The sequence below is a fragment of the Bacteroides sp. ET225 genome (assembly GCF_024733745.1).
Lineage (GTDB): Bacteria > Bacteroidota > Bacteroidia > Bacteroidales > Bacteroidaceae > Phocaeicola > Phocaeicola excrementipullorum.
Genome location: NZ_JANRHN010000034.1, coordinates 20,853 through 35,053 on the forward strand (window position 1 = coordinate 20,853; position 14,201 = coordinate 35,053).

The window sequence follows — 14,201 nt, forward strand, 5'->3', positions numbered from 1 at the left end:
ACTGCGCCTCCACTTCACATAAAACAAGCAGCTGTTACCGCCGAAGTTTCATTTTAAAGCTGTCATCACAGCACATATTTTGCCAGCTCGCGCTGTATCCTTTTTATGTCTGTACCCCGGCTGAACTCCTGCTCAAAAGGTTCTGCACAACCTCTCACCCACAGTTTCATCTCACAATCATCGTCAAAGGTTCCCGACGTTTCTATCGAAAAACGCTCAATCGAACGGTAAGGAATAGAATGGTATTCACGTTTCTTCCCGGTCACCCCCTGTACGTCCTGAATAATCAGACGTTTATTGGTAAACACCCATTTGTCACGAATGATCACGAAAGCCTGTTCAATGAATTCGCCTTCACAAAGCAGATCGCCGTACTCTTTCTTCAAAGAGTCAGGATCCAGCGAAGAAGCATTTCCTAAAATAGCGTTCAAGATACCCATAATATTCTAAGTTTAAAACTCACTGGTAAAATGGAACCTGATGTGCTTGAAATCATTTTGAGCCATCTGAAGCACATAGTTGCTATCGGCCAGGAACACGTCACGTCCCTCGCGGTCTTTTGCCATATACTGAAACTTGCGCTTCTTGAAGGCTTCCAGTTCGGCCGGATCGTCGCTCTCAATCCAACATGCCTTGTACAGGCTGACCGGCTCCCAACGGCATTTGGCGTTATATTCGTTCTCCAGACGATACTGGATGACCTCAAACTGCAACTGGCCTACCGTCCCGATAATCTTGCGCCCGTTGAACTGATTCACAAAAAGCTGGGCCACACCTTCGTCCATCAGCTGGTCAATGCCTTTGTTCAACTGTTTTGTCTTCATCGGATCTGCATTCTCGATGTACTTGAACATTTCGGGAGAGAAGCTGGGCAGTCCCTTGAAATGCAGAATTTCGCCTTCGGTCAACGTATCTCCAATCTTGAACACCCCGTTGTCCGGAAGACCGATGATATCGCCCGCCCAAGCCTCGTCAACCGTAGTCTTGCGCTGTGCCATAAACTGCGTAGGAGAAGAAAAGCGCATGGTCTTGTTGTGGCGCACATGAAGATACGGAGTATTGCGCGTGAACTTGCCCGAACAGACTTTGCAGAAAGCCACACACGAACGATGGTTCGGGTCGATATTAGCCGTTATTTTAAAGACAAACCCCGTAAACTTGGGCTCTTCCGGCATTACGATACGCTCTTCAGCCTGCACAGGACGCGGACTTGGAGCAATCTCCACAAAACAGTCCAGCAATTCCTGCACTCCGAAGTTGTTCAGTGCCGAACCGAAAAATACGGGAGCAAGCTCACCCTTCAGATAGTCGCCGACATTAAACTCCGGATACACTCCTTCTATCAGCTCAAGCTCGTTACGGAGTTTCTCGGCCAGCGGAGAACCGATATGATTGTCAAGATCTTCCGTATGGATATCCACTTCCACCTTTTCCGTCACCACCTGCTTGGAAGGCTGGAAGAGGTTCAGCTTCTTCTCATAAATATTGTAGACCCCTCTGAAACGAGGTCCGCTCTCAATCGGCCATGTCAGCGGACGCACATTGATAACCAGTTCGTTCTCAAGTTCGTCCAGCAAGTCGAACGGATCTTTCGCCTCACGGTCCATCTTGTTCACAAAGATTATGACCGGCGTGTTGCGCATACGGCAAACTTCCATCAGCTTGCGGGTCTGCGTTTCCACACCTTTCGCCCCGTCTACCACAATGATTACGCTGTCGACGGCTGTCAGCGTGCGGTACGTGTCTTCCGCAAAGTCCTGATGTCCCGGCGTATCAAGGATATTCACCTTATAGTCGCGATAATCAAACTCCATCACCGAAGTGGTTACCGAGATACCACGCTGCTTTTCGATGTCCATCCAGTCCGACGTAGCTGTCTTTCTGATCTTGTTCGACTTCACGGCTCCTGCCACCTGAATCTGTCCGCCAAAAAGCAGCAGCTTTTCCGTCAACGAAGTCTTACCGGCATCCGGATGCGCAATAATCGCAAATGTTCTTCTTCTTTCTATTTGTTGGTTGGCCATATTTCGTTCTTCCAATTATTCAGTTATTCAAGTTCCAGTTCTCCCTTTTTATCCTTTATATAATATCCGGCCAGCATAGCGAGCAGGTCGCTTATCACTTTGATAGCCCCCTGGGTAGCCTCGCTCACTTCCTTTTTCTGAAGCCTCAGCAGAAGCACCCCGTACATGGCTTCAAAACATGTTTCCAGTTCGGGCTCCCCTTTATCAGCGCCCTTGGCGCGCAGCTCCACAATGAAAGGAAGAGCCTTGTAATAAGCCGCACTGTAATACGGAAATTTCGGCGAGCGCAACAGGCGCAGATGCAAGTCTGTCAGCCAGATGATGACATTCTTGTTAATCTGAAGATGTCCCTTATCCATCACCCCTTCATCGCGCATCATCTGAATCAAATCGCTGTACCACTGTTCCAGCGCGCGTTTCTGTTCATCAGACACGGGATAAGGATCCACAACCGTTTTCCGGATCCTGTCTATATCGCCTCCGTTGGCCCTTATCAGATCCTCCACCTGCCACATATACAACAGATATTCCGCAATGTTCTTCTGTTTCAGTTCCTGAGAAATATACATAGATTACTGTTTTATGAAAAAGATGTTCCGTTTATCGCAAGCACAATCCCCACAATGGCAGCAATCACCACCACAATGCCGATAATGCGGTTTAACACCCATATGCCCCGCACATTGAAATGCGCACGAACCTTGTTTACAAAATAAGTGATGCTGAACCACCAGCTCACCGCACCGATAATGATTGCCAGATAACCGACCAGCTGGAAGCCTATAGGACTTCCCGGCATCACAAACGAGAAGCGGGCAAAGAGTCCGATAAACAGAAATATGATCAGGGGATTGGAAAACGTCACGAAAAAAGCCGTGACAAAATTATGGAGATAGGTTCCGCGCTTGCCCGAAGAGGGGCGCAATGCCTTCACCGGATTGCTGCGGAAAGTATAGATGCCGAAAGCGAAAAGCATGATGCTTCCTACAACCTGCAAAAAAATCTGATGCTTCACGATAAGCTCATCCATGAAGCTCATCCCATAACCCGTCAGCAAAGCATAGCAGATATCACTCAGTGCGGCTCCGAGCCCGGTCACGAATCCGAACCAGCGCCCCTTGTTCAAAGTACGCTGGATACAAAGCACGCCCACAGGTCCCAGCGGGGCAGAAACAACCACCCCCACAATGAAACCTTTTATCAATAATTCCAGTACGGTTACGTGTTCAATCCAATTCATAGTGCAAAGATGCTACTTTTTTACGAAAGTACCTACTTTTTTAGCCTCTATTATCGAATTGCCTGATACGCGAAGGCCGGCTGCTGTCTGTCTATAAGAAAAAAGGACCGATCATGCATCGGCCCTTCCTTCTTTGATTATAGCGAACTTTTACAGTTTTTCATAAACCTTGCAATAGGCAACCTGGCAAGTGCCGTCATCGTTGTTGGTTGCTGTAATTTCCAGTTTGATATAGCGCGCCGTTACGGGAGCATCCAGCGTTATCACTTCTTCGGCGGGAACCAGCGCACTGTTGCCATTGACTATTGTTCCATCCGGTGCCGTCCAAGGCAGGGCAAAGGTAAATTCGCCTACCTGATTGAAGTTCTCTCCGTCCGTGCTGGTATAAATGTTCATGTGCTTTACAGACGGATAGTTAAGTTCGCCGTATTGTCTGCGCCCGATGGCAAACTGGCTGCATTCCAATTCTTTCTGCATGTCAATAATCAGCCAGTGCGGTAAGGGCGTTTCTTCTTCTCCATAATAACTGTGCCAATATTTCGTACGGTCTTCTGTAAACAGAGAGCTATAGCCTCCGCCATCACCTTCCTTCACATCAGACCCCGTTGCCGTCCATCCGGTCCAGTCGTATTGCAAGTATTCCTGTCCTTCGTATTTCTGCAGAACGGTGAATGAAGTCAGCCAATAGCCGCACTTCACATTCACTGTGGCGGTTCTGTAATTACTGCCGGTGTTGGCCTGTGTAGCTGTCACCGTAATGTCCCTGCCATCGAAGGTAACCGTACACCATTCTTCCACCCCTTCACCAAAGTCGATCGACTTGAGTTCAATAGGAGAATCAATGTCCGTATCAGCAGTGATGGTGGCCGTTGAATTGGCTGCGGCTTCTACCACGGCACGTTTTATCGTGATGTAGCCCACATAGGGTTGCTCCGTATCGGCACATCCTCCTAAGAGGAAGGCCGACAGAAAGAATAGCATCAAATATGATAATTTTTTCATTTGTCTCTTTTTTTATCGGATTAAATAGAATTGTATGAATTATTGCTCAGGTTAAGGATTCTGTTCCAGATCATAAGGATACTGGTCGAACTGTCCTTGCGGGATAAATTCGCATACCGCAGTTGAATTGTAGGGAACTTCCCAGAACTGGTCACCCACAGTAAGCGTGTGTCCGCCCGGATACATGCGGTTCAGCGTGCCTTTCTTGCGGAAGATGTCCAGCGAACGGTGTCCTTCCCACGCCAGTTCCAGCATGCGTTCTTCCTCCACGATTTTCATGATATCCTTGGGTTGTCCGGCTTCTGCCGTCTGCATGTTGGTTGTCGTCCATTCAGGGATGCCTGCCCGGCTGCGCAACCTGTTCACGTCATCCAACGCTTCCTGCACCATGTTCTTGCTTGCATAATATTCGGCACGGATCAGGTACATTTCGGCCAGACGGGAAACAACCGGCGACCACAAATGATAATATTGCTCCTGGTAAGAGAACTTGTTGATGGCATACACCAGATAGTCGGTTGATTTCTGGCGCAAGGTGTTGGCATTGTATACCCTCGGTTCGATACGGCCGATATACTTGACGCCGTCTGTTCCCCTTACATAGTAGCGTGAACCCAAGTTGTAGTTTTCCTCCTGGATAGTGGCATTCTGGAAAGATGCGGCATCTTCATCGCTCATCTTCCATGTGCCGTCGTCCTGCTTGGTTACACCGATTTGCTTTATCACAAAGTTGGCACTGCTGGCCGACTGGCGTCTGCTGTACACAAATGTCCAGTCGTTATACGTACCGTTTTCATTGCCATGTACACCGTATATGTCGGTGTTCGTGCCGTCTTCAACGTAACGCTTGGTGATGAACTTGCTGCGCAGGTCTTTTGGGAATCCCTCGTCATCGCGATACAGCTCCAGCAGTTCCAGGTAGGGATTGGAGGCATACACTTCTTCCCATCCCTGGTTGTTGATACGGAAGAACAGCCCTCCCTGGCGACTATAGCTGCCGTCGTCTTTCAGACGGGTACGGCGTACGGCAAAGATTGTTTCCGAATTATCTTCGGGCACGTGCTGCGGATAGTTGTAGTATGCTTCTCCCTGCAGCAGTTCAAAGCGTCCGGACTGAATGACGCTGTCGGCCATTAAATAGGCGTTATCCAAGTCACCCATGTAGAGATATACGCGTGCCAGAAGTGCCTGGGCAGCTTCCTTGGTGGCGTGATTGTGGTTTTTGGGTAACGTACCTGCCGGCAATGTCATATAGGTGCTGGCAGCCTTCAGGTCTTTTACCACCTGCTGGTAGATTTCTTCCACGGTAGAACGCTTGTCAGGATAATCCTCCGCATCGCTTGTCAGCTTCAGCGGAAGGCCGGGATTCTGTGTGGGATTGTTGGAATAAGGCTGCGCGAACCAGTTTACCAGATAGAAGTAGCCCAAACCGCGCAAATAATAGTTCTCGCCCATGATGATGGTTTCCTCTTCCGAGCGTCCGTCGCCCATCGCTTCAACCATATCGATAATCTGGTTGCAGTTGCCTATCATACGGTATCCCAGCTCCCATCCATATTCGGTCAGTGTGCTTTGTACGTTGCGGCTGTAGTCGTAAAAGTCGAATGTACCGCCTGTGGATGTTCCTCCCCAGCACACGTCGTCGCCTCTCAGGGCAAAGAATTGGAATCCATTGTCTATTAGTCCGTTGTCGTTCTTCAGCAACCGGTAGCTGCCTTCCGACAATTCCACGAGGTTACGTTCGTCTATACTTTCAAGCGCTATACCATCGTACAATTTCGTATCCACGCTGCATCCTGCCAAGGCAGTTGCCAGCCCTAAGGAACTTAATGCATATTTGATGTTCATATCGTTGTCTATTATAAAGGTACAAGTTTAGAAATTAACATTCACGCCAATTGTAAAACGGCGTACGGTAGGATAGCCGAAACTGCTGGCACTTCCATTGTATGAACTGGAGAACAAGACTTCGGGATCCTGACCGGAATACTTGGTGATGGTGAAAAGGTTTTCACCGGTCAAGTTGATTGCTGCCGAGTTGATTTTAAGAGGTTTCAACCATTTGCTGGGCAAGCTGTATGACAAGCTGAGAGATTTCAGCTTAAAGTAGTCACCATTCTCCAGATAACGGGTAGACGTATTTGAATTGTCAGCACTGCTGTTGGCTATCAGCTGCGGATGAGTGGCTATGTCGCCCGGTTTTTCCCAGCGGCTCCATCCGTCCTGCAACCTCATCGGCACCTGGCTCGGACGGGAGCAGTCACGGTCCAACGCGCCGGCACGCATGCTGTTGTAAATCTTGGCTCCGGCCGCGAAAGTAAAGTTGGCGTTCAGCGAAAGGCCCTTCCATGTCAGGCTGGTTGCGACAGCACCGTTGATGTCAGGAATAGGCACTGCGTCAAGCAGGACGGGCGTTGCCTCGTTATAATTGCTGGTCACAGTCTTTTCACCGGTAGTCTTGTCCACTTTGAACCACAGGCCCTTGCCTGTCATCGTGTCCACACCCGCCCATTCGCGCATGTAGTAGTTCAAGTAAGGATAGCCCACTGCCGTGGCCTGGAAACTCAAGTCGTCACCGTCGGGCATGTAGGTGATTTCATTGTGGTTGTAACCCAAGTTGAAGGTAACGTCCCAGTAGAGGTCTTTGGTCTTGATGATTTCCGGAGTTACCGTGATTTCAAAACCTTTGTTTTCCAGCTTTCCGTTGTTGGATGTCTGACGGTTAAAACCGCTCACAGCCGAAAGGTGGCGCAGGTAAAGCAAGTTCTTGGTCTTTTTCACATAGCCGTCCAACGTAATGTTCAGGCGGTCGAACAGACGTATATCCAGACCGACGTCCAGGTTGCCGGTTTCTTCCCATTCCAGATCGGGGTTACCCAAGTAGTTTGTCATCAAGGCTATCTGATTGTCGTATTGGGTCGTAATGCTGGCCTTGGTCAGATAGTCGTAAGAGCCGCCCGGCTGGTTTCCGTTGATACCGTAAGAAACACGGGCACGCAGTTCGTTGATCCAGGGCACGTTTTCCATGAAGGCTTCTTTGTGGATGTTCCATCCGCCGCCTACCGACCAGAATGTACCCCAACGCTTGTTGCTACCGAAACGGCTGGAACCGTCGCGGCGCACCATGGCCTGCAGCATGTATTTGCCGTCGTAAGTATAGTTTCCGTTAAACAGGTATGCCGCATTCTTGTTTTCATACTTGGTTCCGCTTGCGGCTGGGTCATCTGCACCAGCACTGATGATTTCAGCACCTTGCGCTATATTGTAGGCTGTAGCTGTCAAATCCCAATAACGGTATTCTTCGTATTCGTAGAACAAGTATGCGCTCACCTCGTGCTTGTCGCCGAACGTTTTCATGAAGCGCAACAGCTGGTTGGTGTAAACAGAACGCGAATTGCTGTTTGCATCGTAATAGCTTCCTTTGGTTCCTACACCGCCACGGCTTTTCGGGTCAGTATAAGTACTGCTGTAGTTGTTGGAGAACCCGATCTTGTTGTTTGACTCAAAAGTAAGGAAATCGAAAATCTTATAGGTGAAACCTAAATTCACGTCCAGTCCGTTAGAGCGGCTTTTGCCCCAGTTCAGATGACGGTCGTAGGCGAAGTTTGTACCGCCGTCGCTATACCAGTAATCATCCGGATTGGCTGATACGGCTTCTTCTGCAGTAGCGGGAAGACCCTGGCTTCCGTCTTTCAGATTACCCTGCGAATCCCACGGCGTATCCCATGGCGTGTAGCTGGTGTGAGCCAACGAATACTCCTGGTTAAACGTTTCCTTGTAGCTGGCGGCAATGTTGGCTTTCAGCGTCAGACGGTCGTTTACCATATATTCCGTGTTGGAACGCAAAGTAAAGCGGTCATAATCGTACCCCTTGATGGTACCTTCTTCCGTGTAGTAGTCACCCGAAATATATGCACGGATTTTGTTGTTACCGTAGGTGTAGTTTATGTTGTAGTTCTGAGTCAATGCATTCTGCGTGGCATAGTCCCACCAGTCAAAGTTGCGGTCACGCAGATAGGGCTGCAGCCAATATTGGTCATCCAGATTTCCCGCGTTGGTATAGGCCGTTACCAGATAATCATAGTATTCGGCACCGTTCATCATTTCCAGGTTGCCTTTTGTCAATTGAGAAACAGACCACTTGGCTGACGCATTAAATTGTGCAGTACCCAGTTTAGCACGTTTGGTGGTGACTTGTACCACACCGTTGGCGCCGCGCGAACCGTAGAGGGCGGTAGCCGAACCGTCTTTCAAGATAGAGATGCTTTCGATATCATTGGGATTCAATTCGGCAGAACCTTCACCGATGACACCGTCGATTACCCACAAAGGCTCCTGGCTTCCGGAGATAGAACCTGTACCGCGTACACGGATGCTCACGCCGTCGCCCGGACGTCCGGAAGAAGGGGTGACTACCACACCTGCCACCTTGCCTTGCAGCATGTTGCTCACGCTGGGGGCGGTGATGTCTTTCAGCCGGTCGGTCTTCACATCAGCAATGGCACCCGTCACCGTGCTTCGGCGCTGCGTACCATAACCTACTACCACAACTTCATCCAGCGCCTTGCTGTCGGGTACCAGGTTAAAGCGCATCGTTTGTCCCGCCACAGCCTTTCTTTCCTGTGTGGTATAACCCATAAACGAAACTGTCAGTATGGAATTTCCAGGTACTTTCAGCGAGAAGTTTCCATCCATGTCTGTTATGGTTCCTAATCCGGTTTTCCCCTTTACCGACACATTGGCGCCGGGAATCCCCATGCCGGCTTCGTCAAGCACCTGTCCCGTTACAGTGATGTCGGCTTGTTGTTGCGTTTCGTTTACTGACAGACTGCTGCCGGTATCCGCAGCATACAGCGGAAAGAACATTCCCTCTGCCGATACAAGCAAGACTCCTGCCCATAGGGTTCCTGCCCAATTCGTTTTTCCATAGGAAGATTTGTTTTTTCTCATAAAGCATTTATTAGGTAAAAAATCAAATAAGTTGTTTTTAGGCTTAATTATCAAGATTGGCGACAAATATATAATAAAAAAGTATACATTCATAGAGAAACAAATGATTTTTTCTCTTTAAATACCCAACCCTTCCCTTTAAAACTTAAAAAAAGACCGCACAACGCCAACCTCTTCACTGGAGCAGGGCTGACGCATTAAAAAGAATATTGATTATTAAGTACTTATTATTCAGCATGTGCTGATTTTATAGGTAAAAAACAGCCTTTTTATCTGGCTTTAGTATATCTCTAAATATCAGATACTCTGAATATCAATGACTTTAGTAATGCGTCAGCCCTGTTCACTGGAGTGAAGAGAACGTATCACTCCAGTGAAGAGCTAAAGATGCCGCGGCATCCTGCCGGTTCGGAGAGCTGCAGACTGATACTCAGCACCTGCAGAGAGGCAAAAAAGACACGCACGTCAGATTTGAGGAGCAGGATGCTGCTTGAAGTACTTGAACTGGCGATAGAGCATCACGGCGGCAATGACGCTGGCTACCGCATCTGATATGGGCATGCTGAACCATACGCCGTCAGCTCCCCAGAACAAAGGAAGTATCACCAGACAAGGTATCAGGATCATCACCTGACGGCTGAGCGAAAGGATGATGGCCTTCTTTGCCATTCCGATGCTCTGAAAAAAGTTGGACGTAACCATCTGAAAGCCGATTATCGGAAAAAACATCACGACAATGCGCATCCCTCGCGCCCCCATATCCACAAGGGTTGCATCCGAAGTGAAAGCCTTTACGGCCAGCTCGGGCACCAGTTCGCCGATCAAAAATCCCGCCGTGGTCACAACCGTTGCCGCTATCACCGTCAGCTTCATCACATGGTTCACCCGATGATACTGGCGGGCACCGTAGTTATATCCCGCTATCGGCTGCATCCCCTGGTTCAGTCCCATCACAATCATCACGAAAAGGAAGGAAATGCGGTTCACGATTCCGAAAGCTCCTATCGCCAGGTCGCCGTCATACTGCTTCAGTCCCTTATTTATAAGAATCACGATGAAACAGGCCGCCAAATTCATCAGAAAAGGAGCCATACCGATGCTTATGATACCGGAAACGAGATGCTTTTGCAGGCGATAGATGCCCCGCTGAAGATAAATAAGCTCGTTCTTGTTGCTGAAGAGCCTGAACAGCCATATCAGGGCAACGGCCTGCGCGAGCACGGTAGCGACGGCCGCTCCCTCAATGCCCATATCAAAAGTGAAGATGAAAAGCGGGTCGAGCAGCGTGTTGATAACCACCGTCATGATCGTTGCGAACATGGCTTTCTGCGGATGTCCGGCCGAACGGAGAACCGAATTCAGCCCCAGGTAAGAATGAGTGACGACATTTCCCAAAAGAATGATCACCATATAGTCGCGCGCATAAGAAATAGTGGCTTCGCTGGCACCGAAAAAATACAAGATCGGATCGAGAAAAGCAAGCGTGACAATGGTGAAAAGGACGCCGATCACCACATTGAGCGTAACCACATTGCCCAGAACCTGCCGGGCTGTCCGGTAGTCTTTCTGCCCCAGCTTCACCGAAACGATGGTTGCAGCCCCCACTCCGACCAACGAACCGAAAGCGGCGGCAAGGTTCATGAGCGGAAAAGTTACGGCAAGTCCGGATATAGCCATTGCGCCTACTCCGTGACCGATGAAAATGCTGTCTACCATATTATATAATGAAGATGCGGTCATGGCTATGATAGCGGGCACTGCATACTGCATCAATAATCTACCGACAGGCTCGGTTCCCAGTCGGGCGGCTGTTCCGTTCTGTGACATAACAAGACGTTTTAAAATTTTACAAATTGAAAGTTAATGGAAGTTTGCTAAAAAATCACGCAAAGTTACGCTTTTTTCGCCAAAAGAAAAAGTTTGTGTATCTTTGCATCTCAAAAATAAAAAGATGATGAACCTGAAGTTTATAGGATTGAGCATACTGATGCTGGCTTCGGCACTTGCCGCGCCAGCGGAAAACACCTCATACCGCTACCGCGTGCAGCTTAAAGACAAGTCACAGACCACCTATAGCCTCGACCGGCCGCAAGAGTTTCTTTCCGCCCGTTCCATCGAAAGAAGAAACAGACAGGGACTGAAGATAGACTCGACCGACCTGCCGGTATGCGCCGCCTATATCCGCCAGCTGGAAAGCCAGGGAGGAAAATTCATATCGGCAAGCAAATGGAACAATACGGTGCTGATGCAAACGAACAGCGAACAGACAGCCCAGCGCTTCCTGATCAACCCGTTCGTTGAATCGGTGCGGAAAGTATGGACTTCGCCCGATTCTGTCCCTCCTCGTCCCGCCGACAGAAAAAAAGAAGTCGATAACAAATGGAACGAACAGGAAGACATATACGGAGTGGCGGCAGACCAGATTCGCATGCATCGCGGCGACAGCATACACAAAGCCGGGTTTCGGGGAAAAGGTATCGAAATTGCGGTGATCGATGCCGGGTTCTACAATGTAGACGCAATGAAGATCTTCAGACACGCGCACATACTGGGGACAAAAGATTTCGTGAACCCCCAGTCAGACATCTACGCCGAACACAATCACGGGATGAAAGTGTTTTCGTGCCTTGCCGCCGACGCGCCTCACGTAATGACGGGAACGGCACCCGAAGCCGGATTCTGGCTGCTCCGGTCTGAAGACAACGACTCCGAACAGTTGGCCGAAGAAGACAACTGGGCGGCAGCCGTCGAATTTGCCGACAGTGTGGGCGCAGATATAGTGAACACTTCACTGGGATATTTCTCATTCAACGACGCAACCGACAACTATACGTACAGGGAGCTTGACGGACATACGTCACTCATGTCCGCATCGGCTTCGATGGCGGCAAAGAAAGGCATGCTGGTGGTATGCAGCGCGGGAAACTCCGGAGCTTCCACCTGGAAAAAGATAACTCCACCTGCCGATGCAGAAAACATATTGACCGTAGGAGCCATTGACGCAATGGGACTGAACGCGCCTTTTTCTTCTGTCGGAAACACAACCGACGGACGGGTCAAGCCGGACGTGATGGCCATCGGAATGCATACAGCCGTTGTGGGAACGAACGGAGGCACGGCCTATGCCAACGGAACATCATTCGCCGCACCGGTATTCTGCGGTCTGGCGGCCTGCTTGTGGCAGGCATGTCCCTGGCTGAACGTGTTCGAACTGATCGACATAATCCACAAGGCAAGCGACCGCTATGCCTATCCCGACAACATCTACGGATATGGAGTGACCGACATATGGAAAGCCTTCCAGCTGGCACGCAAACTGAAAGAAGAGAATGGAAAATAATCCCTTGTCATTGGTCCAGCTCAACTCGCTGGTCAGGCGGAGCATCGAAGCCTGCCTGCCCGATACATATTGGGTACAGGCCGAAACGAGCGACGTGCGTGCCAACAGCAGCGGACACTGCTATCTGGAATTCGTACAGAAAGATCCTGCCGGAAACACGCTCATCGCCAAGGCAAGAGGCATTATATGGGCAGGCACATTCGCAAGGCTCAGAGCTTATTTCGAACGCGAAACAGGACAAGCATTCGTTTCCGGAATCAAAGTGCTGGTAAAGGTGTCTGTAGGATTCCACGAACTTTACGGCTATTCGCTCACCGTTGTCGACATTGATCCGACCTACACACTGGGGGATCTGGCCCGCAAAAGAAAGGAGATTCTGAACCGGCTGGACAAGGAAGGCATACTCACACTCAACAAAGAGCTTGAAATTCCGGAAGCCGCACAGCGGATAGCGGTCATCTCCTCGCCTACTGCCGCCGGCTATGGCGACTTCTGCAACCAGCTCAACAGCAACGCCTTCGGCTTTGTATTCTATCCCCGTCTGTTTCCGGCTGTCATGCAAGGCGACAAGGTTGAAATCTCCATCATTTCCGCCCTGAACCGCATTTATGAGGAAGCAGACAATTGGGACGCAGTGGTCATCATACGCGGCGGTGGAGCGACATCCGACTTGTCGGGTTTCGACACTTACGATCTGGCGGCAAACTGTGCGCAATTTCCTTTGCCCATCATCACCGGCATCGGACACGAACGGGACGATACGGTTATCGACATGGTTGCACATACGCGTGTAAAGACCCCGACCGCTGCGGCAGAGTTTCTTGTCAACCACCTGCGCCAGACTGCAGAACGCCTGGATAATTTCATCCAATACATTTACCAGGAAGTGCCTCAGCGCATCGTACGCGAAAGAGAAAGGCTTGACGGCTGGCTTGCACGCATTCCTTCGAAAATACAATTGCGGATCCAGCAAGAAAGTTTCATTCAGGAACGATTTGCAAGACGGATAGGGACAGCTCTGCAAACGCGCTTCCAGTCGGAAAAGCACCGTCAGGAAATATGCCTGCAACGGATGCAGACCGCTTTACGGGTGCGTATGCAAACCGAAAAGCACCGGATCGAACTGTATTCAGAACGCATCAAGGCCGCATCTCCCGACATTCTGCTGAAACGCGGATACAGCATGACACTGAAAAACGGAAAAGCGGTGACGGATGCTTCCAGACTCCGGCCGGGAGATACGGTGGAAACCCGCCTGGCAAAAGGAAGTTTCAAGAGCAAAGTAATATGAATACAGTACCCAACAAGACAAAAGAATCAGAAAATATGGCTGCAAAAAAAGAAACTTACACATACTCGGAAGCAATGAAGCATCTCGAAGCCATTGTTTCCAGAATCGAGGGCAACGAACTGGACATCGACGAATTGGGCGAAAACCTGAAAGAAGCGCAGAAACTGATCAAGTTCTGCAAGGACAAGCTTTATAAGGCAGACCAGGAAATACAAAAAATGCTGGGAACATCCCCTACCCCTCCCGAAGGAGGGGCCTGAGGATCAAGGGTGTATCAAAACAAAATTGGGCTGTCAAAAAAAGTAATGTCATATTGAAAAATGAAAATTTGCGTTTCGGCACACCCTTCTAAGG

General features: G+C 49.6%; 11 protein-coding genes. 3 read left to right on the plus strand and 8 right to left on the minus strand.

From position 1 onward, the window contains the following. Positions 1–65: 65 nt before the first annotated feature. From NW212_RS12530 to NW212_RS12565, 8 genes are all read right to left on the minus strand, one after another. Positions 66–440 (minus strand): PH domain-containing protein, encoded by a 375-nt coding sequence (locus NW212_RS12530; RefSeq protein WP_258338980.1) that lies wholly within the window; start codon positions 438–440, stop codon positions 66–68. A 12-nt stretch (positions 441–452) separates the two neighbouring features. Then, complete coding sequence (locus NW212_RS12535) at positions 453–2,024, minus strand: peptide chain release factor 3 (protein ID WP_258338981.1); 1,572 nt, start codon at positions 2,022–2,024, stop codon at positions 453–455. Positions 2,025–2,047: 23 nt separating this feature from the next. Further along, on the minus strand, positions 2,048–2,593 hold the full coding sequence (locus tag NW212_RS12540; protein ID WP_258338982.1) for a DUF4924 family protein: 546 nt from the start codon (positions 2,591–2,593) through the stop codon (positions 2,048–2,050). 11 nt (positions 2,594–2,604) lie between these two features. Then, positions 2,605–3,264 carry a LysE family translocator gene (locus tag NW212_RS12545; protein ID WP_258338983.1) on the minus strand — a complete coding sequence of 220 codons (660 nt, stop codon included), beginning with the start codon at positions 3,262–3,264 and terminating at the stop codon, positions 2,605–2,607. A gap of 150 nt (positions 3,265–3,414) precedes the next feature. Continuing rightward, complete coding sequence (locus NW212_RS12550; RefSeq protein ID WP_258338984.1) at positions 3,415–4,266, minus strand: discoidin domain-containing protein; 852 nt, start codon at positions 4,264–4,266, stop codon at positions 3,415–3,417. Positions 4,267–4,317: 51 nt separating this feature from the next. Then, the gene (locus tag NW212_RS12555) at positions 4,318–6,114 is read right to left on the minus strand and encodes a RagB/SusD family nutrient uptake outer membrane protein (RefSeq protein WP_258338985.1); all 1,797 of its coding nucleotides are present in this window, start codon (positions 6,112–6,114) and stop codon (positions 4,318–4,320) included. A gap of 27 nt (positions 6,115–6,141) precedes the next feature. After that, entirely contained in the window at positions 6,142–9,216 is a 3,075-nt protein-coding gene (locus NW212_RS12560) for a TonB-dependent receptor (protein ID WP_258338986.1), read from the minus strand. A 465-nt stretch (positions 9,217–9,681) separates the two neighbouring features. After that, positions 9,682–11,043, minus strand: a complete 1,362-nt coding sequence (locus NW212_RS12565) for an MATE family efflux transporter (RefSeq protein ID WP_258338987.1) — start codon at positions 11,041–11,043, stop codon at positions 9,682–9,684. Positions 11,044–11,170: 127 nt separating this feature from the next. Between NW212_RS12565 and NW212_RS12570 the strand changes: the two genes are divergently transcribed. The 3 genes from NW212_RS12570 to xseB are packed head-to-tail and all read left to right on the plus strand — an operon-like array spanning position 11,171 to position 14,107. Then, a complete protein-coding gene (locus tag NW212_RS12570) occupies positions 11,171–12,556 on the plus strand; it encodes a S8 family serine peptidase (RefSeq protein ID WP_258338990.1) in 1,386 nt (461 codons plus the stop codon). Further along, positions 12,546–13,847, plus strand: a complete 1,302-nt coding sequence (gene xseA, locus NW212_RS12575; protein ID WP_258338988.1) for an exodeoxyribonuclease VII large subunit — start codon at positions 12,546–12,548, stop codon at positions 13,845–13,847. Before NW212_RS12570 ends, xseA begins: the two co-directional genes overlap by 11 nt. A gap of 35 nt (positions 13,848–13,882) precedes the next feature. Next, positions 13,883–14,107, plus strand: coding sequence for an exodeoxyribonuclease VII small subunit (gene xseB, locus NW212_RS12580; RefSeq protein WP_258338989.1), 225 nt, complete (start codon positions 13,883–13,885; stop codon positions 14,105–14,107). The last annotated feature ends 94 nt before the right edge of the window (positions 14,108–14,201 follow it).

Excerpts from the sequence above, each read along its gene's own strand:
- NW212_RS12530 (WP_258338980.1), bottom strand. The coding sequence starts at position 440 with ATGGGTATCTTGAACGCTATTTTAGGAAATGCTTCTTCGCTGGATCCT.
- NW212_RS12535 (WP_258338981.1), bottom strand. The coding sequence starts at position 2,024 with ATGGCCAACCAACAAATAGAAAGAAGAAGAACATTTGCGATTATTGCG.
- NW212_RS12540 (WP_258338982.1), bottom strand. The coding sequence starts at position 2,593 with ATGTATATTTCTCAGGAACTGAAACAGAAGAACATTGCGGAATATCTG.
- NW212_RS12545 (WP_258338983.1), bottom strand. The coding sequence starts at position 3,264 with ATGAATTGGATTGAACACGTAACCGTACTGGAATTATTGATAAAAGGT.
- NW212_RS12550 (WP_258338984.1), bottom strand. The coding sequence starts at position 4,266 with ATGAAAAAATTATCATATTTGATGCTATTCTTTCTGTCGGCCTTCCTC.
- NW212_RS12555 (WP_258338985.1), bottom strand. The coding sequence starts at position 6,114 with ATGAACATCAAATATGCATTAAGTTCCTTAGGGCTGGCAACTGCCTTG.
- NW212_RS12560 (WP_258338986.1), bottom strand. The coding sequence starts at position 9,216 with ATGAGAAAAAACAAATCTTCCTATGGAAAAACGAATTGGGCAGGAACC.
- NW212_RS12565 (WP_258338987.1), bottom strand. The coding sequence starts at position 11,043 with ATGTCACAGAACGGAACAGCCGCCCGACTGGGAACCGAGCCTGTCGGT.
- NW212_RS12570 (WP_258338990.1), top strand. The coding sequence starts at position 11,171 with ATGAACCTGAAGTTTATAGGATTGAGCATACTGATGCTGGCTTCGGCA.
- xseA (WP_258338988.1), top strand. The coding sequence starts at position 12,546 with ATGGAAAATAATCCCTTGTCATTGGTCCAGCTCAACTCGCTGGTCAGG.
- xseB (WP_258338989.1), top strand. The coding sequence starts at position 13,883 with ATGGCTGCAAAAAAAGAAACTTACACATACTCGGAAGCAATGAAGCAT.